Genomic DNA, 19,169 nt, shown 5'->3' on the forward strand with positions numbered 1-19,169 from the left:
GTCGAGTCTATGTCTTCCCCCTCCCGACCGGCCGCTTGGGGAAGCTGTTCGACCGGCACGTCGCCGGTCGCGGGCCTTGGTCACGATGGCTGCGTGATGGGCGCCGAGCAGGGCGGCCATCCATGGATGGCCGTCTGCGCTCGCGCCTTCGCCCACACGGTCGTCGCGGTGGTGACCGCGCGGGCGGTCGTCCTGAGCGACGCGGCTACCGTCGAACAATGCCACCTCGCCCCCGCGCCGCCAGATACGCTCGCCGCCGGAAACTGCGGATGGCGCAGAAGGATCACGATCTCACCGCAGAACAGTGGGCATCACTGCAGGACGAGTGGGGCGGGTGCGCATATTGCGGCGCGGCAGGGCCCGGACTGCAGAAGGACTGCATGCTGCCCATCTCGCGCGGTGGCCGATACACGCTCGACAACGTCGTCCCGAGCTGCCGTTCGTGCAATTCCAGCAAGTGCAACGCCGAACTCACCACGTGGATGCGTCGCAAGAAGCTCGACGAACGGCTGTTCCTCGAGCGGCACTACCTCATCCGCCAACGCCTGGCGGAGTAGAGCTTCTCGACTGCGCTCGAAGAACCGAGGAGACGACCGAAGAACCGCGAGGAAGACAGCACGACGCCCGCACCGGAATCCGGTGCGGGCGTCGCGGCGAGTCGGGCGCTACGCGCTGTAGTCGTAGAACCCGCGGCCGGTCTTGCGGCCGAGGCGTCCGGCGTCGACCATGCGACGAAGAAGTGCCGGGGGCGCGTAGTGCGGCTCGGCGAACTCAGCGTACAGCGATTCGGCGGCCGCCAGGCAGATGTCGAGTCCGACGGTGTCGCAGAGGGTCAGCGGACCCATCGGGTAGCCGCAGCCGCCCTTCATCGCGGCGTCGATGTCCTCGGCGCTGGCGTAACCCGAGTCGTACATGCGGATCGCCTGGCACAGGTACGGGATGAGCAGGGCGTTCACGATGAAACCCGAGCGGTCGCCGGCCTGGACCGTGGTCTTGCCGAGGACGTTCTTCGCGTACTCGGTCACCGACGCTGCGGTCTCCGGAGCCGTGGTGAGTGCCGAGATGATCTCGACCAGCGGCATCACCGGAACCGGGTTGAAGAAGTGGACACCGACCACGCGCTCGGGATGAGCGGTCGCAGCAGCGATCTTGATGACCGGGATCGACGAGGTGTTGGTCGCGAGGATCGCATTCTCGCTCACGACGGCGTCGAGCTTGGCGAAGATGTCGTGCTTGATGGCCTCGACTTCGGGCGCGGCCTCGATCACGAGCTCGCGGTCGGCGAACAGGTTCACGTCGAGGGTCACGGTGACGCGCGCGATGGCGGCGTCGGCGTCCTCCTGCGAGATCTTGCCCTTGGCGACGCCACGGCTGATGGACTTCGAGATGCGCGCCGCTGCCGCGTCGGCGAACTCCTGCTTGGTCTCCAGCACGAGGACGTTGCTGCCGGCCTTCGCACACACCTCGGCGATGCCTGCACCCATGGTGCCGCCGCCGATAACGCCGATGAGATTCACATTGACTCCAAACCGTCACGGGCCGCCGTCGGACGACCGGGATTCTTGCTTCTCGCCTGACAACAGTAGTGCCCGCATCCCGACTGCTTCAGTTCGGAGGGCTTGATCAATACCCCCCTGGGGTATATGTTGATCTCAGTGTCCACCCGGACACGCCACCGAAGGAGAAGGCAATGAGCACAGGTCACGACCACAATGCGCACGCAGCACACTCGACCACTCCGGGCGGCGTCCTCGTCGCCGACGCCGGACTCCGCCTGGTCCTCGGCACCACGATCGCGAGTGCAGGCCGACATTCACTCGAGTTCACCGTCGTCGACGGCGACGGCACCCCGGTCACGGACTACGTCGAGCAGCACGACAAGGACCTGCATCTGATCGCCGTCCGACGCGACCTCGCAGGCTTCCAGCACGTTCACCCCGTCCGCGACGCCGCAGGCGTGTGGCGTACCGACGTGGACCTCACCGCGGGCGTGTGGCGGATCCTCGCCGACTTCACCGCGGCCTCGATCGGTCGCGGAGTCACGTTGGGCGCCGACCTGTTCGTAGCCGGAGAGTTCACGCCGGAGCCGCTGCCCGCCGTCTCCTCCGCAGTCACGGCGGACGGCTACACGGTGATCCTCGACGGCGGACTGACACCGCAGGAGGGCCGGACGTTGACGTTCCGCGTGGAGCGCGACGGAGCCCCCGTCACCGATCTCGAGCCCTACCTCGCCGCCTACGGGCACCTGGTGGCCCTGCGTTCAGGCGACCTGGCGTACCTGCACGTGCACCCCGACGGTGCACCCGGCGACGGAGTGACCGAGCCGGGACCCGCAATCACCTTCCACGCGACCGCGCCCTCGGCAGGCGACTACCGGTTGTTCCTCGACTTCAAGCATAACGGCACGGTTCGGACCGCTGAGTTCACGGTCTCGGCCGAGACTCCCCCTCACCACGGTCACCATCACCACCACTGACCCTCCGTCCCCAGCACTAGAGACTCGAAAGGCCCACGTCATGGCACTGTTCGCGATTCGCGACTACCGGCGGCTGTTCGGCGCGCAAGTGATCGCGCTGTTCGGCACCGGGCTCGCGACCGTCGCCCTCGGGCTCCTGGCGTACGACCTCGCGGGGTCCGATGCAGCGGCTGTTCTGGCCACTGCGCTGACCATCAAGATGGTCCTGTACGTCGTGATCGCGCCGATCGCCGCGGCCTACGTGGACCGCCTCCCCCGCCGCGTCTTCCTCGTCACGCTCGACGTGATCCGGATGGCGGTCGTCGTGGCGTTACCGTTCGTCACTCAGGTGTGGCAGGTGTACGTGCTGGTGGCGCTCCTGCAGGCGGCGTCGGCTGCGTTCACACCCACCTTCCAAGCGGTGATCCCCGACGTCGTCACCGACGAGGCCGACTTCACCCGCGCGCTCTCGGCGTCACAGGTCGCCTACACGATGGAGAGCCTGCTCAGCCCGGTCCTCGCAGCCGTCGCCCTCACGTTCATGTCGTTCAACACCCTGTTCGTGGGCACCGCCGTCGGGTTCGGTGTCTCTGCGCTGCTCGTCCGGGCCGCGACCGTGCCGAACGCACGACCCACCGCGTCGTCCGGCGCCCTCGAGAAGATCGTCGCCGGCGTCCGCACCTTCACCCGCACCCGTGAGCTCCGCGGCGTCATGGCGTTGAACCTGGTGGTCGCGTCGGCAGGCTCGATCGTGGTCGTGAACACCGTGAACCTCGTTCGCGACCGACTCGGCGGCGACCAGGCCGGCGTTGCGTGGATGCTCGCTGCGTCAGGATTGGGCACACTCACTGTTGCACTCGTCCTGCCGAGGATCCTCGATCGGCTCGACTCCGAACGCCCGGTGATGATGGCCGGTGCCGCCGTGCTCGTCGTCGCCACCGCGGTTGCGGCAGCCGCGGCAGTGACCGGCACCGCGTCCACCCCGCTCATCGCCATTCTCTGGTCGGCGATCGGCGCAGGCACGGCGGCGATCGTCACTCCCACCGGTCGGGTGATCCGCCGCGTGGTCGATGCCGACGCCATCCCCACCGGGTTCGCCGCACAGTTCTCCCTGTCGCATGCGGCGTGGTTGCTCGCGTACCCGATCGCCGGGTGGATCGGCGTGTCGGCAGGCCTCGAGATCGCCTGGCCGATCCTCGCCGCTTTCGCCGCGATCGGGGCCGTCGCCGCGGTGATCGTCTGGCCGACCGGCCGGCCGCGCCCGGTCCGGACCAAGACACCCGTGGTCGACGCGGAACTGGTGGGTGCAGCCTGCGCCTGTTGCCGCGCGGTTTGAGCGCATACGCTGAGCAGATGACATCTCCGCAACCGTTCCCCGACGTCCGGTGGGGCGCCGAGAGCAGTGTCCTGCGAGCTCCGATGGTGAAGTTCGCGTCAACGGCCGCCGGGTCGGCGACGATCAAGGCGCTGGCCCCGCTCGACCGTTGGGTGCTCGGCAAGACCCGAGGCAGGTTCACCGCACTCGGGCCCATCGGCGCACCGACGCTGCTGTTGGCGACGACGGGCGCGAAGTCCGGTGCGCGGCGGGTCCAGCCGCTCCTCTACTACCGCGAGGATCCGGACATCTTCGTCATCGGGTCGAACTTCGGCGGCGACCGGCATCCCGCCTGGACGTACAACCTCCTCGCCGGCGGACCGGCGTCGGTGATCATCGGCGACGAGATCCCCGTGACGGCGACCCTCATCGACGGTGCAGACCGCGAGCGGGTCTTGGCCGGTTTCATCGAATCGATGGCCGTCTACCAGACGTACCTCGGGCGCACGGACCGCGAACTCCGCATCTTCCGATTGACCGCGGCGTGAGCATCGAGTTCGGGCTCGACACGTTCGGTGGAGTGACGATCGACGACGACGGCCGACCCGTCGATCACCCCACCGTGATCCGCGACCTCGTCGAGGACGGTGTCGTCGCCGATCAGGCGGGCCTCGACTTCTTCGGGGTCGGCGAGCACCACCGACCCGATTTCGCGGTGTCGAGCCCCGAGATGGTCCTGGCCGCGATCGCGGCGCGCACCTCGCGCATCAGGTTGGGATCTGCGGTCACCGTGCTCAGCTCCGACGACCCGGTCCGAGTGTTCGAGCGGTTCGCGACATTGGACGCCGTCTCGAACGGTCGTGCCGAGATCGTCGCCGGACGCGGGTCGTTCATCGAATCGTTCCCGCTGTTCGGCTACGACCTCGCCGACTACGACGTCCTGTTCGACGAGAAGCTCGACCTGCTGTCACGTCTTCTGCGGGAGAAGCCCGTCACCTGGGAGGGCACTACGCGGACGGCGCTGACCGACCAACGCGTGTACCCGACGACCGCGAACGGCATCCCGACCTGGGTCGGCGTCGGCGGGACGCCGGAGTCGGTGGTGCGGACCGCGCAGTACGGATTCAACCTGTTCCTGGCGATCATCGGCGGACCTCCCGGTCGCTTCGCCGCCTACATCGATCTGTTCGACCGCGCGCAGGACCAGTACGGCACGCCGCGGGCAAAGGTCGCCGTGCACTCGCCGGGCCTGGTCGCCGACACCGACGACCAGGCTCGCGAGCTCGCCTACGACGGCTGGTTCGCGATGCGCACCACGATGGGACGCGAGCGCGGTTGGCCCCCGCCGACGCCGTCGGACTTCGAGAGCGAGATCGTCGACGGCTCGTTGTACCTGGGTTCCCCGGAGACCGTCGCGACGAAGATCGCCCGCACACTCTCGGTGTTGAAGGTCGACCGATTTGATCTCAAGTACGACCAGCCGGTCCCGCACAGCGTCCAGCGCCGTTCCATCGAGTTGTACGGCGACCAGGTGATCCCGCTGGTCAAGGACATGCTGGGCTGATTCACGCTCGCAAGTCGGCGACCGCTTTGGCGATGAGAGCGGCCCGACGATCGGGAGTCCGTGCCTTCAGGATCTGAAGGATGATCGTGTAGCGGTCCGACCGACCGAGCCGTTCGAACGCGATGAGTGCATGAGGGTCAGCGGCGAGCGCGTCGACGAGGTCGGCCGGCGGCTCGGCGGTCCGCTGTGACTGATAGGCGGCGTCCCAGCGACCGTCGGCTTTCGCCTTGTCGGCCTCCGCATATCCCGCAGGACGCACCCGACCTGCGGCGGCGAGCGCCTCGAACTTGTCGACGTTGATCTTCGACCACGAACTCGTCGGCCGCCGCGGTGAGTATCGCTGCAGAAACGCGTCGTCGTCGTGGGATCTGCGCTGCCCGTCGATCCAACCGAAACACAGCGCGCCGTCGAGCGCGTCGGCGATCGTGATGCCGGGCAGCGTTGAGCGGGCCTTCCTGATCCGCAGCCAGGCGTCGGGCGCCGTGCTGTGGTTCTCGTCGAGCCAGGCCTCCCACTCGTCGCCGGACGTGAACTCGAGGATCGTCATCGCGCAAGGATAGGTCGATCAGTCTTCACATACCCGACGTTCGGCAGTTCTTGGCGGCCCTGCGCAACTCCTGCGCCTCGGCTTGCCCGAAGTCCCAGGGCATGGCCATCTCAAGCGCGGCGAGGACATCTGCATGCGACGGCGACTCGTGATGTGAAGCATCCGCGAGGGCGCGGTGATATCCCTCGATCGCAACGACCGCTGCAGTGGGGTCCGTCCGCCACAACCAGGCGAGGATCACGCCTGCCGGGTCTCCCGCATTGAAGAAGCCCGCACGGGCGAACTCACCGAGCGGGTCGCCCGCCGCCTGCAGGGGCGACCTCGCCCTGAACCTCGAACGACGGACCGATGTCTCGGCCTCCCACGACCAGAACGTGGCCAGCAGCAAGTCCACGACCTCTTCGGGCACCGCCACGTCGCGACTCACTCGGCCTCCCAGGACGACTTCACTTCATTCGCCAGCATCTGTGCCAGCATCGCCACCCGCGGACGCGCAGCTAGGAGTGCACTCGATGCCGCGAGGAAGATCGTGTTGATCGGCGGTTCTGCCACCTCGTCGATCCGCACCAACCGTCCAGCGTTCACGTCATCGGCGACGAGGTAGCTCGGCAGGACGGTGATCCCCAACCCTGCCACGGCAGCTGCACGAATCGACGTCAAGTCGGGAATCGTCATGACCGGGTCGAACCGCGGTTCCGACTCGAAGACGGTGTTCCAGTAGCGCCGGATGATCGCCAGCTCCCGGTTGTACGCGATGAGCGGTGCGGCGTCGATCCGCGAGAACGGAGCCCCGGCCAGTCCGAATTCGGGAGCGCCCACCAGCCAGAACTCCTCGTCAGCCAACGGCCACGAAGTGATGTCGGCACCCCTCGGTCGGACGGTTGTGATCACGAGGTCGAGTTCCCCCGCCTCCAGCCTCGACATGAGATCTGCCGACTCACCGAGCGCGACGTCTATCCGGGGAAGTCCAACACGAATCCTCGACAGCGCGGGCAGGACGTGAAGCGCAACGTACTCGGGAGGGCCGCCGAGCGTGACGGGTCGACCCGACGGGTCGCCCGCCCCGGACCCTCGAATCACCCGCTCCACGCTGTCGATGTGATGCACGGTCTGCACGACGATCTCGTGCCCGGTCGGCGTCGGCGACACTCCGGCCGCCGTTCGGACAAACAAAGGCTGCCCGAAATGCTCCTCCACCAGGCGGACGTGGTTGGTGACCGTCGGTTGGGAGATGCGCAGCCGGCGCGATGCCGCGCTGAACGACCCGGTGCGGTACACCGCGACCACCGTGCGGAGATAGTCGAGCGGCAACCGCCTGTCGTGGCTCGAGCCCATACCCGCCGTCACAGTTCGGTCTGGTCCGAGCCGACGAAGTACGCCCGTGGATCGATTCCTCTGCGCTTGGCCGCCGACATCCGACGGAATCCCTCGATGGCGCGCTCGCACATGTCGTCGAGTGCCAGAGGAGTCGATGCGACGGCCTGACCGAAGCGCACCATGCCCGGCCGAAGCGCGGCGGAGAGCCAGCGGTAGTCGCAGTACCTGTCCTGGTCGTCGCAGATCGCGACTCGTCGGGCCGCTGACACATCGCCGAGATCAACGCGGGACCAGTCGAGGTCCCATCCCGCTTGACGCAGGTACAGCTGGACGAATGCTCGCTCCACTCGGCGATCGCCTCCGACTGCGCCACTCGCGTAGGCGAGGTTCGCCCAATGTTCGGCAGCGAGGTCGCAGACCGCATCGCAGGACGGCAGCGCTGGACGTTCGTGTGCCATGTGGTCGAGGACCGATCTCAGCATGTCGAGCGACGACACGTCCGCGGTGCTCAGAAGGTCCGCCCGCTGAGCGCAGTCGAGGAACACCTGGCGGTGCACTCGCTCCAGATGTGCAAGATCGAACGGACCCGCGTACACCCATGGATCGCGTTCGATCTCGGTCATCCTCAGCGCGGTGGTGCGGCGTTCGTACGCGTGCCCGTGCACGTCACGAGCGGCGCGTGCCATCTCCTCGGCGAGCGCCAGTTCCCCTGATGCCACCCTCCTGACCGCCATCTCGTCGTCTGCGGTCAGAGGCGTGGCCGCGAGGCAATGACCGACCGCGACGTTGACCGTGATCACATCGGCGACAGAGGCTGCGTACGTCATCTTCGGTACCCCGATCCTGGCCGACCCTGTGTCGACACCTCTGTGAGTAGCTGAGCAACAGAGTGGCCGCCAAACCGGAGCATCAGGATTCTGATAGCCGATATACGAAGTCTTTCGATGAGCTCAGTCGATGGTCTCGCGCGGAACGAGATCCTCCCGGCGCCCGACGACCGTCACACGCCCGCCGTCACCGGGGTCCGGATCGGGAAGCACTCGGTCCGGGTCGATCAGATAGACGTCGTGGCCGTCCAGGGTGAGTCGCCGTATCGCGTCCAGAAGCATGCGTCGCCCCACGTCGCCGACCGTGCTGACTCGCAGCAGGCTGATCGCGACCCGTTTCTGCGCGGGCGGGTCGTCCTCGAATTCACGGAGGATTCGTTCGGCGCCGGCGAACCGGATGTCGCCCTGGAGTGACACGACGACGACGGCATGTGAGCCCTTGCCGAACACTCGGCGCCCACGGACCACCGACGGGCCTGCCGGCGGCACATCCATGAGGTGCATGCCCATGTCGGAGGTGAACCGGCGGAACAGTTCAACTCCGCGCACGCTGTTGCCGTGCCGGTCCAGCCGCGGGGAGAAGGTGGCGATGCCCGCCTGTCCCGGCAGTGCGCCGATCAACCCGCCCGCGACGCCGCTCTTCGCCGGTATTCCGACCCGTGTCATCCAGTCGCCCGCCGCGTCGTACATTCCACACGTCGCCATCACACTGAGCGTCTGGCGCACCACGGCCGGCGGCACCACCGGCGCCCCGGTCACCGGGTTCACGCCTCGATTGGCGAGCGTCGCCGCCATCAACGCGAGGTCGTCGACGGTGACCGCGAGCGAGCACTGTCGGGTGTATCCGGTCACCGCGACCAGCGGGTCCTCATCGATGATGTCGTTGGCGCGCAGCATGTTCGCGAGGGCCCGGTTTCGGTACGCGGTCCGGATCTCCGACTCGAAAACAGCTTCGTCCATTTCGAGTCGCCGGCCGGCGAAGGCGCTCAGACCGTCGACGATCCGATCGAACCGGTCATGCGGCGCGGCGCCCCGCGGACCGGCAAGTGTGTGCGCGGTGATCGAACCCGCGTTGATCATCGGATTCAGCGGCCTGCCGGTGATCGGCTCCAACGACATCTCGTTGAACGCGTCGCCGCTCGGCTCGACACCGACTTTGTCGAGGACCTCGTCGAACCCGCGGTCGGCCAGCGCCAACGCGTACACGAACGGTTTGGAGATCGACTGAATGCTGAACGACGCGTCGCAGTCGCCCTGCGAATACCGCCGCCCGTCTTCGGTGCAGAACGCGACCGCCAGACGGTCCGGGTCGGCGTTCGCCAACTCCGGGATGTAGTCGGCCGTGGCGCCCGACTGGTCGGCCTCCACGGATCGGAGGGCTTCGGCGAGGTAATCCGGAATCGGCGAGCGCACACTCGCAGGCTACGGAGAAATCAGGACCACTGCGAGACGTCCGCATCCTGCGTCACTGTAGGCCGGTCGGACGTATTCGGGGAGTACTCCGCAACAGGTCCGTCCGCCGCGGGGACGATCAGGTGATGAACGTCCGATTCGCCGCCGTGCTCGGCGTTGTGTCCGTGATGATCCTCGTCGCCGGATGCGGCTCGGGCGACGACACGTCCGCCGCATCACCGACGGTCAGCACCGTCACCGCGACAGTCACGGAAACGGAGACCGAAACCTCCACCGTCGCTGTCTCGCCGACCACCACCGCCGATAAGACACCGCATGCGACCCGGACCACGGAACCCGTCGACGAGACCACCACGGCACGTGGCGGATTGACCACGTCGCAGAGCAACGCGGTCGGCAAGGCCCGCGAATACCTCGACATCTCCGCGTTCTCACGGCAGGGACTGATCGATCAGCTCGAGTACGAGGGTTTCAGCACGTCCGACGCCGCCTACGCCGTCGACTACGTCAGTCCGAATTGGACCACCCAAGCGAAGAAGAAGGCCGCCGAGTACATGGGGATCAGCTCGTTCTCGCAGCAGGGCCTCATCGATCAGCTCGTCTATGAGGGCTTCACGCAGGCACAGGCCGAAGCGGGTGCGGCCAGTCAGTTCTGACGTGTGACGCCCGTCAGGGGATCTCGGGGTACACGGTGATCGTCGAAGGCTGCTCGGTCACGGCGAACGGCCGTCCCGATGCGAAGCCGGTGGCGCCCGGCAGCACGAGCGGCCGGACGTCGCCGACGAGCGGAAGCAGGGTGATGCCTGTCGTCCCGGTGAGCGCGAACGCCAGGTAGCGATCGGAGTAGCCGACGCACGTCGCACCCGCCGCGACCACGTGGTTCGGGTCGAATTGAGCGCCGACATCGACCGGGCGTCCGTCGTTTCGAGCGACGACGACCCTGGCAGTGTCGTCCAACGTGACGACGAACGGACCGCACGGCGGGCCTGTCGCCGCGCCGCCTCCAGTAGTGCCGATGACGTCACCGCTCTCGGAGAGGATGAACGTCTCCTGTGCCGGCGTGCGCACGCTCGACTTTCCCACCTGTGTCACCCCGTCGGCGCCGACCGTCCACCGACCGTCGGTGGCGGAGTACCGGACCCGAGTGATCTGCGTGCGTTCATTCGACGCCCCCGCCGAAGCAAATGTGAAGGTCAAGTGTGCGGTGAAGTCCGATTTCGGAGTCCACTCTGGAATCGCCGGAGCGGCGGGTTCGGTCGGCGAGTACACGACGACCGCACGCGCACCGCCACTGGTGTTCGAGACGGTGTTGACGAGCATTCCGTCGACAAGATCGAGCAGTCCGTTCACAGGACGCCAACTCCGCCCGTCAGATGCGAGCACGACGTCAGGCAGTGCGACCCAGTCGGTGCCGGACCCGAGGCAGTCGTAGGAGCTCTGACCTGCGCCCGACAACCGTGCACCGGTGCTCGTCGACACCGCGCCCTCCGGTGTCAGCAACCAGTCTCCGCACACCCGCGGAGGTCCGTTGGTCGAGTCGCCCTCCCAGACGGCGCTGCCGCCGTCCGTGCGGACTCGATAGCGCGATGGCCCGGCATCAACCTGCCCGAAGGGTTCCGCGAACAACGTCTCCGGACCGCCGCCGATCACTCGGACTCCGGCGCTGAGCGTCTCCACAGTGCTGCCGTCTGCCGCGTGAACGGTGGTGACTCCATTTGACCGCTCCGTCGCGAATCCGTCGGCGAGCAATGTGACTGCGCATTCACAGTCGGCCACGACCTCGCCCGAGTCCGCGTCACGGACTCGCCGATGATTCGTCGACGGTAGATATGTGACGACGAGCGGAGCCACCTTCTCACGCGGACTCGTCAGGTCGTCGACGACGTTCTCGTCGGCTGGAACGCGCCACTTCTCGTCGCCGTTCGCGGAGACGACGCGTTGGTCGCCGTACTGTCCGACTACCCACCCGTCAGCGAGAGCGGTCGGCCCGATGCCGCCCGGAGACGCAGGCACGTCCGTCAGGTGGACTCGAGCTGCCGATTCCAGGTCGACCGCGTAGAACCCTCCCCCGATCTGGCATCCGAGCACCCCCGACCGAGTGCGCGCGCAGGCGTCGAAATTACCGTCGAAGTCGGTGCCGACGGTTCGGCCGGACGCGTCGTTGATGGAGTACCGGTAGGCGATTCCCGAGCCGGCCGCGAGCATCCACCGCGAGTCGGACGCAGCGACGAGCCGTCCGGGGCCGGCGAACAACTCCGCGGGCGGACGAGTCCAATCGCCTGCACTGTCGGACGCGCGAGAACCGCGTGGCTGCGGTCCGTCGTCCAGCACGACGACGGCGACCAACACTCCGATGATCGCCAGTGTCGCCGTCACGAACCACCGATGCTGTCGCCCCCACGAGATGACCCCCATGACTGGACTATCGAAACACGGCACGCGGACGCTACGTCTCCTTGTCCATCAACCGCGCTCGGAACCCGCGGGCGAGGACCGCGGACCCGAACCCGGTGCCGCCGGTGAACTCGCGTCCCCACCGGACGCCGCTGAGGTCGTAACCGTCGCGCAACACGTCGTCGTGCGCTTCGGTCAGGATGACCCGGTCGGACGAATCTGCGAACTCGTAGACCTGCCACCTGGTGCCGGTGGAGAACCGGTGGAGTTGGTCGGGGTTGATGTAGTCGGCGAGCACCGAGTCGAACGGGACACCGCCTTCCTCGACGCGGACGGCGAAGAGCTCGATGCTCCCGCCGTCGCCGTCGCCGACGGTCTCGACCCCGGTGACCGTTGCACTGCGCGGACGGTCATAGATCGCGGGGAACGGCCGCAGATTCCCAACGATCTCCATCCAGGCCAGAACACCCGCGGCCCCCACCGCGAGGATCGACAGCACCTGTGCCCACCAGGGCCAAGGCACAAGAAACGCCGCAGCAGGAAGCCCTGTCGCGACACTGACCAGGGCCGCCAAGGTCACGACGAACATTCCCCAGTTCGGGCGGGCGCGGTCTGCCGCCGTTGGATGGTCGGTGTGCAGGTCAGGCAGTCGGTCGCGGAACCCTCGGGCGACGATCTCCGATCCGTACCCATCCGTTCCGTCGACGTCGGTGAAACCGCGGACGTCGCCGAGGTCGTAGCCGTAGCGCCGGACGTCGTCGTGCGCGCCGGTGAGAATCACGCGGGTCCGGCTTGCTGCGAACTCGTACACCTCCCACTGCGATCCGACACTGAACCGGTGCCGATCGTCGACGTGGACGCGGTCGGCGATCACCGACTCGAACGAGCCGCGCGCGGTATCGACTCGGACGTCGAACAGCGTGCGCGGACCGTCGGTGTGCATGCCCGTGATCGTCGCGGGCCGGGGCCCACCGTAAATCGCTGGGAATGGTCGAAGTCCGTTGTCGAGCGATGCCCAGCCCAGCAGCGCCGCCGCCGTCGCGACCACCGCTGCGACCAAACGCGCCCACCACGGCCATGACAGGCCGAACGCTAGCGCCAGAACCACAATCCCGAGAAGGACACAGCCACCGGCCGCGCACAGCGCGAACCTCGCCACACGTCGATCTCGCTCGCGCGGAGATCGAGACGCCTTTCCGGTGCTCCTCATCTCCGGATCGTAACGCCAGGTGATTCGTGTCCGCCTCCACTGACGTCGTCGGCGAACGGGGTCAAGGGCTCGTTATCGGTGGAGCGATGGGGAGTCGAGCCGCTCACGTCAGATCGATGACCGTCTTACCCAGCTTCCCGTCGCCGCTCAACAGCGAGGCGAACCCATCTGCGACGGACTCCAGGCCGCTGAACCTCGTCGTCTCCGACGCGAGGCGGCCGGACTCCACCAGCGGAACCGCCTCGGCCAGGAACGCCGCCCGCATCTCCAGGTGGTCGGTGACGAGCATCCCCGTCATCGACAGACGCCTGGTGATGATCTCGGTGAGGTTCCGCGGAGCCGCAGGCCCGCGCGTCCCATACGTCTCGATCATCCCGCAGGAGACGATGCGTCCACCGACGTTCATCGTCGCCAACGCCGCCTCCAGGTGACTGCCGCCGATGTTGTCGAAGTAGACGTCGAGGCCGTCAGTCGCCGAACGGACCGCCGAGGCAAGATCGCCGGCGCGGTAGTCGATCGCGGCGTCGACACCAACGACGTCGGTGAGATACCGGCATTTGTCGGCGCCACCGGCAGATCCGATTACCGTGCCAGCACCTCGGCTCTTCGCCAACTGAACGACCGCCGACCCCACGGCGCCTGCAGCACCTGAAACCCACAGCACGTCGTCAGACGTGAACTCCGCGACGGCGAGTCCGACGAACGCGGTGAGCCCGGGAGCTCCGAGGACCCCGAGCCAGGTCTCGGGAGGAACCGCGTCGGTGGGCTCGATGAGCGAGGCGGTCGCGGCATCGACGACGGCCCGGTCTCGCCACCCGCCCGAGTGCAGCACCCAGTCCCCGACCGACAGCCGCTCGTCTGCCGTCTCGATGACTCGGCCGACGGCTCGCGACTCGATGACGTCGCCGATCGCAAACTTCGGCGCATAGGTGTCTGCCGTCAGTCGCGGAATCATCGACGGATCGATGCTGAGCGCCGTCGACTCGACTAGGACGTGCCCGGCCCTCACCGAGGGGACGGCCCGCTCGACGATCTCGAAGCCGCCGAAGTCCTGTCGGTTCGCGGGTCGACGAGCCAGAATCACCTCGCGCGCGATCACGTCCACGACCAGTCGGCGATGGTGCCGCCCGCACGGGTCGACATCCGCGAGATCAGGTCGTCGTACACCGCGAACGGACTCTCGCCGTCGGCGAGACCGGTTGTCAGCACGCTCGCCATTCGCTCGTCGCTGATCGTCGTGGGAACGTCGATTCCGACGGTGGCAGCCAGCCGCTGCAGATGATTGCGGAATGCGGGCGTCACCGGCGTCATCACCCGATTCACTGGGTGGCTCATCGCGTCGTCGAGGCCGACGAACTCAGCCCCGGCCTCCCGAAACCGGGCGAGGATCTCCGCGATGCAGTCCTGTGCGATCGACGTCCCGTGAATCAGCCAGATCAGAGGTGCCTCGGTCCCCAGGATCCGATACTGAGCCTCCGAAGTTCCCTTGAGTCGACTGACAGCCGCCTCGATGTACGACGCGCGGAGCATGCGCGCAGCGTCGTGATCACCGCCCTCGACCGCTCGCCAGTAGGGCGCTATCCAGGCGAAATCGCCGAACCACGCCGTGATCGGCGCGTTCGCATAACCTGCCGATGAGAGATGGTCCTCGACGCGTCCACGCTTCTCCTCCGAGTCACCTGTCATGTCCATCGCATACCTGAAGTACTTACGGGGAGCCTTCTCGATGAGGTCGCCGACGAAGTCTTCGGACCGTTTGATGTCGTCGACATACTGCTCGCCGGTGACCCAGTTGAGGCACGCATGACAATGCGTGTGGTTTCCGAGGTGGTGGCCCGAATCGACCCACCGGTCGAGGACTTCGCGATTCGACGGATCGTCCTCGAGCGGTGCCGTGTGCGCGAACCCGTACACCCCGTTCACGCCGTTGTCCGCGAACGCACCGAGCAGCGCGTCCGTGACGCTCGACGCGGAGTAGCCGCCGGGCATCGGCGTCCCGTCCCACAACAGCAGTTCGTCGACTGTGATTGCAATCTTCATGCCCCCGACTGTGCCTCCTGTCACACGGCATGATCTGCTCCACGACGCAGAGAAATTGACCCTGCACGCACGGAACCGAACGTGCGGAGTCCTAGACGCTCGCGGAACGGCGGAGATCAGTCGGCGTCATTCCGTAGCGGGAACGCACCGCTCGGCAGAAGACGGGGTAGGTGGCGAACCCGCACAGTGTCGAGATCGCGGTCAGCGACGTGTTCGCGAACCGCGGATTGGTCAGGGCGGAATGGGCGAGTTCCAGACGCCGCGCCCGTATCAGCTCGGAGACCGTCGAGCCGTCGGCCCGCACCACCGACTGGACATGACGCACTGACCAGCCGATAGCCGCCGCGATCACCGTCACTGACAGGTCGGGATCGCCGGCGTGGTCGTGGATGTAGTGACGGACGGCCTGCGCGACGGCGTCGCGGTGCTCGTCGGAGTCGACGGCCGCCTCCGCCGACGCGATGGCGCACAGATCGAAGACTCGCTCACACGCCGACTCGAATCCGCGCACCGCCAACGCCGTCCGCTGCTCGGTGAGAGCCGTCAGCATGGAGAACGCGACCCCAGCCAGCCCGACCCGACCATCGACGACGAGCGATCCAGTGGACGGCAGCAGGTGCTGCACGCTCGATGAGGGAGCGAGCAGACTGATCGCCCCGCTGACCTCCGTGTGCTCGCAGACGATCGGCTGGTCGAGCGGTACGACGGCGATCTCGCCTGGCGACAATCGGATACGGCGCCCGGCCTGTTCGACAGTCAGCCGACCCGAGGTCACCGCTACGATCTCGACGGTGTCCTGTTCGTCGCCGCTGATCGCCGCACGGTCACGGACGAGCCGTTCCGGGGAGCCTGTCCACTCGACGAGACGGTGCCGCTGAGTCGCCTGCCACCTCAGCCTGCCGGTGTAATCGGCACCCGGAGCACTCACCGTGAACCTCCCATGCAGACGTGACACCTCGGCCTGCCACTCCGTGACGGCACCACCGGCGAAATCGCCGATCCGATAGCCGGCGGACAGACCGTTGTCGGGGACACTCACGAGCTCACCTCCGTGCAGCAGGGCTCCGATGACGCAGTGTGTTCGGTTCTTTCCCGACCATTCCGCTCAACTCTGACGCTAACATCGGCCCATGCAGACCAGGGGAGCGATTCGCGCGCGATCGCGCTGGTCACCACGGCAGTCGGAACTGCGGATCGGCAGTTACTCTCGTCGCCGACGAAACGTTCGCAACCCCACCGTCGGTCGCGGCAGCGCAGGAGGGAGGTGATCAGACCGCCGTCGGACTTGAACTGCTCGGTGCCGAACGGACTGACTCTGCTGGCGCATCAGCATCTCGGCAGAAATCTCCCGAGGCCCGCTCATCGCCAGTCATGAGAACGACCTGTTGCCACGCACCTGGGACGCGACTCGCCCGCGTGGACGGAGCGAGGCCATCACGCTGCGGAGCAGCGGAATTCCCGGCTCATCGACAACTAAAAAACCCGCCTCGACCGAAGTCGAAGCGGGTTTTCGAAGTGGAGCTAAGGGGACTCGAACCCCTGACCCCCACACTGCCAGTGTGGTGCGCTACCAGCTGCGCCATAGCCCCGTGTTCACTTGTTCACACCCAGGCCGTTGCCTTTCTGAGTGCGCTAGCTAAGTTACCGTACCGCCTTCGCAGCGACCAAATCCCCTGGACCGAGGCTCGACGCCATCTCGAGCGCGCATCCAACCCATCTCCAGGAGATCGAAACTAAGTTCGAAGAAACTATTGCTTCTGTCGCAATTCGGACGTAACATAGAACATACATTCGATCAAGCGAAGGAGGCGGCCGCGATGAACACCACAACGTCCGATGATCGGGTCGATCTCAATGCACTCGGCACCGAGTCGGCCGGGAACGACTTCGACGACATGGGTGCATACCGCGCGCTGTGGGCCGCGGAGTCGAAGCTCATGTGGCGTCGGCTTCAACTCGTGATCGCGGTTCTCAGCCGTCGGACTGCCGGCATCGCGGGAGACGACTCTGAGTCGGATCGCCTGCTTCTCGACGCCGAGACGGTGCTCGGCGCCGAGGTGGCGGCGCTCATGTCCATGTCGGACGGCGCGGGCCGGACCGTCGTCGACACCGCGTTGGAGGCACGAGACCGCCTCGTGCACGTCGCAAACCTGCTTCGCGACGGCCTGATCTCCGTCGCGTCGTTCCGCGAGATCATCCTGCAGTGCAAGGCGATCGTCGACGCCGACGTCATGGCAATCGTCGATGCGGAGATCGCGACCGAGATCCGTGAGAGCGGCCCCGTCTCGAAGACCGACGCGTCATCGATTGCACGCCGCCACGTCGCCGAGACCGACCCCGACGCCGTGCGTGACGCCCGGCAGGCGCGCGGCAAGGGGGTGACGGTGTCGCATGACGGCGACGAGTCCGTACTGACGATCGCCGCCGACGCGGAGCAGGTCCTCCTCGCCAAGAAGGCCGTCGAGGCGTCCGCCGCCGAACTGACGTGCGCCGACGACTCCCGTTCGGTCGGTGCCCGCCGCGCCGACCTCGCGATCGCACGCCTCACCGGCGGCGAGTTCACGTGCAACTGCGGCAACCCCGAATGCCCGGCCACGGCGACCGCCGCCGAGGTGGCCGAGCGTTTCGCACGGGTCGTCGTCCACGTCGTCGCGGATGCATCGACACTCAACGGCGAGTCGGACAAGGCCGGGTGGATGGACGGTTACGGCGTGATCGACGCCCACCACGTGCGGGAAGCTGCAGCGCGGCCGGACGCCACCGTGCGCCCGCTCGACATGGCGGCGATCGCCGACAACCCGGCCCAGGCAGGCAGCCCGTACCGCCCGACAGCGGCGACGGACACCGCCGTCCGCGCCGTTCACGGCACGTGCTCTGTGCCCGGTTGCGCCCGGGCCGCGTGGTCGTGCGATCTCGACCACGTCACCGAGTACAACCATGCCGACCCCGAGTCGGGCGGCGCGACGTGCCCGTGCAACCTGGCCCCGAAGTGCCGTTTTCACCATCTGGTGAAGACTTTCGTCGACGGATGGCTCGACGACCTCGTGATCGATGCCAACGGCGTCATCTGGGTGGAGACCGTCACCCCGTCCGGACAGTCCGTTCGGACACGTGCCGCCAACCAATGGCTCGTCCCCGACCTCGGGCTGCTCCCCTGCAGGCACGGCGCACCCGTCGAGCCCGGAACGCCCGACCGGTCGGAGCCTCCACAGCGTTCCGCGACCCGGGCCGCGACCAAACGCGTCTACCGCATGCGACTCCGGTCGCAGCGTCGCTTCGCGCGCGCCTGTGCCGAAGCCGAAGCGAAAGTCCTCGCCGGAAAGGAGTTCAACAGCGCAGGCGAACCGCCGTTCTGATCAAGACTTCGGCGGGTTCGCGATCAGCTCGTCGAGCCACGCCGGCCCGTCGGTGATGCCGTCGACCACGGTGCCCGCCGAGAGCACAGTCGGCGTCACGATGTCGCCCCTGGTCGAGTTCTCCAACTGACCGCTCGAAGCATCGGCCATTCCGCGGGCCTCATCGACAAGCGCGCCATCGGCGATGCAGGTCTGCGAGGCCTGCGAAGCGCCCGCCGCCGCCGCCAGCTTCGCGATGTCGGCATTCGACGGGTCGTCGCCGGCCTTCGCGAACAACTGCGAGTGCAACTTCCAGAACACGTCCCGGTTGTCGTTGCGGGCCACGCAGAGCACCGCAGCCGCACCGCGCGACGAGAAGTCACCCGAGCCGGACTCCTTGTCCAAGAAGTTCAGCATGTGGTAGCGAACACGAACCTGACCTGCGACGACCTTGGCCTGAATCGCCGCGCCCGACTTCTCTTCGAACGCCTTGCAGTGGGGGCAGTTGAAGTCCTCGAAGACGTCGATCGTCTCGGGCGCGGTCCGCTCCCCGACGATGAACGACGCGTTCTCGGCCAGCACCTTGTCGTCGACCGGCGGGTAGTCCTTGTTCATCTGCCACAGGACGCCTCCCACCACCAACGCCACCACCACGGCGGCCACCGCGATCAGCGCATACGACGTCTTGCTCGACGTCGACTTCGGCTCGTACTTCGTGTTCTCGCGGTCAGTGCTCACGACTACGACTGTAG

19 protein-coding genes and 1 tRNA gene are annotated in these 19,169 nt (G+C 67.0%); 7 read left to right on the top strand and 13 right to left on the bottom strand.

The window, feature by feature from the left end:
• The first annotated feature begins 218 nt into the window (after positions 1–218).
• Positions 219–557, top strand: coding sequence for an HNH endonuclease (locus tag GM1_RS00390; RefSeq protein WP_040519158.1), 339 nt, complete (start codon positions 219–221; stop codon positions 555–557).
• Between the two features lie 108 nt (positions 558–665).
• Here GM1_RS00390 and GM1_RS00395 read toward each other — a convergent pair whose 3' ends face one another.
• Positions 666–1,517 (bottom strand): 3-hydroxybutyryl-CoA dehydrogenase, encoded by an 852-nt coding sequence (locus GM1_RS00395; RefSeq protein ID WP_008375748.1) that lies wholly within the window; start codon positions 1,515–1,517, stop codon positions 666–668.
• Positions 1,518–1,690: 173 nt separating this feature from the next.
• Here GM1_RS00395 and GM1_RS00400 point away from each other — a divergent pair, with 173 nt between their 5' ends.
• From GM1_RS00400 to GM1_RS00415, 4 genes are read left to right on the top strand one after another with little or no spacing between them, the layout of a single operon-like run.
• Positions 1,691–2,476, top strand: a complete 786-nt coding sequence (locus GM1_RS00400; protein ID WP_008375749.1) for a DUF8832 domain-containing protein — start codon at positions 1,691–1,693, stop codon at positions 2,474–2,476.
• A gap of 40 nt (positions 2,477–2,516) precedes the next feature.
• Complete coding sequence (locus GM1_RS00405; RefSeq protein ID WP_008375750.1) at positions 2,517–3,791, top strand: MFS transporter; 1,275 nt, start codon at positions 2,517–2,519, stop codon at positions 3,789–3,791.
• A gap of 17 nt (positions 3,792–3,808) precedes the next feature.
• Positions 3,809–4,318, top strand: coding sequence for a nitroreductase family deazaflavin-dependent oxidoreductase (locus GM1_RS00410; protein ID WP_008375751.1), 510 nt, complete (start codon positions 3,809–3,811; stop codon positions 4,316–4,318).
• On the top strand, positions 4,315–5,334 hold the full coding sequence (locus GM1_RS00415; RefSeq protein WP_008375752.1) for an LLM class flavin-dependent oxidoreductase: 1,020 nt from the start codon (positions 4,315–4,317) through the stop codon (positions 5,332–5,334). The genes GM1_RS00410 and GM1_RS00415 overlap by 4 nt, the downstream gene beginning before the upstream one ends.
• 1 nt (position 5,335) lies before the next feature.
• On the opposite strand, the gene GM1_RS00420 is transcribed toward GM1_RS00415, so the two are convergent.
• From GM1_RS00420 to GM1_RS00440, 5 genes are all read right to left on the bottom strand, one after another.
• Positions 5,336–5,881, bottom strand: coding sequence for a YdeI/OmpD-associated family protein (locus GM1_RS00420; RefSeq protein WP_008375753.1), 546 nt, complete (start codon positions 5,879–5,881; stop codon positions 5,336–5,338).
• A 25-nt stretch (positions 5,882–5,906) separates the two neighbouring features.
• On the bottom strand, positions 5,907–6,308 hold the full coding sequence (locus tag GM1_RS00425) for a hypothetical protein (RefSeq protein WP_008375754.1): 402 nt from the start codon (positions 6,306–6,308) through the stop codon (positions 5,907–5,909).
• A complete protein-coding gene (locus GM1_RS00430) occupies positions 6,305–7,216 on the bottom strand; it encodes a LysR family transcriptional regulator (RefSeq protein WP_008375755.1) in 912 nt (303 codons plus the stop codon). The genes GM1_RS00425 and GM1_RS00430 overlap by 4 nt, the downstream gene beginning before the upstream one ends.
• Before the next feature lie 8 nt (positions 7,217–7,224).
• Positions 7,225–8,025: a hypothetical protein gene (locus GM1_RS00435; protein WP_008375757.1), complete on the bottom strand. Its 801-nt coding sequence runs from the start codon at positions 8,023–8,025 to the stop codon at positions 7,225–7,227.
• Between the two features lie 123 nt (positions 8,026–8,148).
• Positions 8,149–9,438, bottom strand: coding sequence for a glutaminase (locus GM1_RS00440; protein ID WP_008375759.1), 1,290 nt, complete (start codon positions 9,436–9,438; stop codon positions 8,149–8,151).
• A 125-nt stretch (positions 9,439–9,563) separates the two neighbouring features.
• Between GM1_RS00440 and GM1_RS00445 the strand changes: the two genes are divergently transcribed.
• A complete protein-coding gene (locus tag GM1_RS00445) occupies positions 9,564–10,094 on the top strand; it encodes an Ltp family lipoprotein (RefSeq protein ID WP_040519160.1) in 531 nt (176 codons plus the stop codon).
• Between the two features lie 13 nt (positions 10,095–10,107).
• Here GM1_RS00445 and GM1_RS00450 read toward each other — a convergent pair whose 3' ends face one another.
• From GM1_RS00450 to GM1_RS00475, 6 genes are all read right to left on the bottom strand, one after another.
• Positions 10,108–11,853 (bottom strand): hypothetical protein, encoded by a 1,746-nt coding sequence (locus tag GM1_RS00450; protein ID WP_008375762.1) that lies wholly within the window; start codon positions 11,851–11,853, stop codon positions 10,108–10,110.
• 31 nt (positions 11,854–11,884) lie between these two features.
• Entirely contained in the window at positions 11,885–13,042 is a 1,158-nt protein-coding gene (locus GM1_RS00455; RefSeq protein ID WP_157435692.1) for a hypothetical protein, read from the bottom strand.
• Between the two features lie 103 nt (positions 13,043–13,145).
• Positions 13,146–14,147 (bottom strand): NADP-dependent oxidoreductase, encoded by a 1,002-nt coding sequence (locus tag GM1_RS00460; RefSeq protein ID WP_008375764.1) that lies wholly within the window; start codon positions 14,145–14,147, stop codon positions 13,146–13,148.
• Positions 14,138–15,082 (bottom strand): polysaccharide deacetylase family protein, encoded by a 945-nt coding sequence (locus GM1_RS00465; protein WP_008375765.1) that lies wholly within the window; start codon positions 15,080–15,082, stop codon positions 14,138–14,140. Before GM1_RS00465 ends, GM1_RS00460 begins: the two co-directional genes overlap by 10 nt.
• 91 nt (positions 15,083–15,173) lie before the next feature.
• Entirely contained in the window at positions 15,174–16,121 is a 948-nt protein-coding gene (locus GM1_RS00470) for a helix-turn-helix domain-containing protein (RefSeq protein ID WP_008375766.1), read from the bottom strand.
• A gap of 477 nt (positions 16,122–16,598) precedes the next feature.
• A tRNA-Ala gene (locus GM1_RS00475) sits at positions 16,599–16,671 on the bottom strand.
• Positions 16,672–16,899: 228 nt separating this feature from the next.
• On the opposite strand from GM1_RS00475, the gene GM1_RS00480 reads away from it, so the two are divergent.
• Positions 16,900–18,438 (top strand): HNH endonuclease signature motif containing protein, encoded by a 1,539-nt coding sequence (locus GM1_RS00480; protein WP_008375767.1) that lies wholly within the window; start codon positions 16,900–16,902, stop codon positions 18,436–18,438.
• Here GM1_RS00480 and GM1_RS00485 read toward each other — a convergent pair whose 3' ends face one another.
• Positions 18,439–19,155, bottom strand: a complete 717-nt coding sequence (locus tag GM1_RS00485; RefSeq protein ID WP_008375768.1) for a DsbA family protein — start codon at positions 19,153–19,155, stop codon at positions 18,439–18,441.
• Positions 19,156–19,169: the final 14 nt, after the last annotated feature.

Source organism: Gordonia malaquae NBRC 108250 (assembly GCF_000344135.1).
GTDB classification, from domain to species: domain Bacteria; phylum Actinomycetota; class Actinomycetes; order Mycobacteriales; family Mycobacteriaceae; genus Gordonia; species Gordonia malaquae.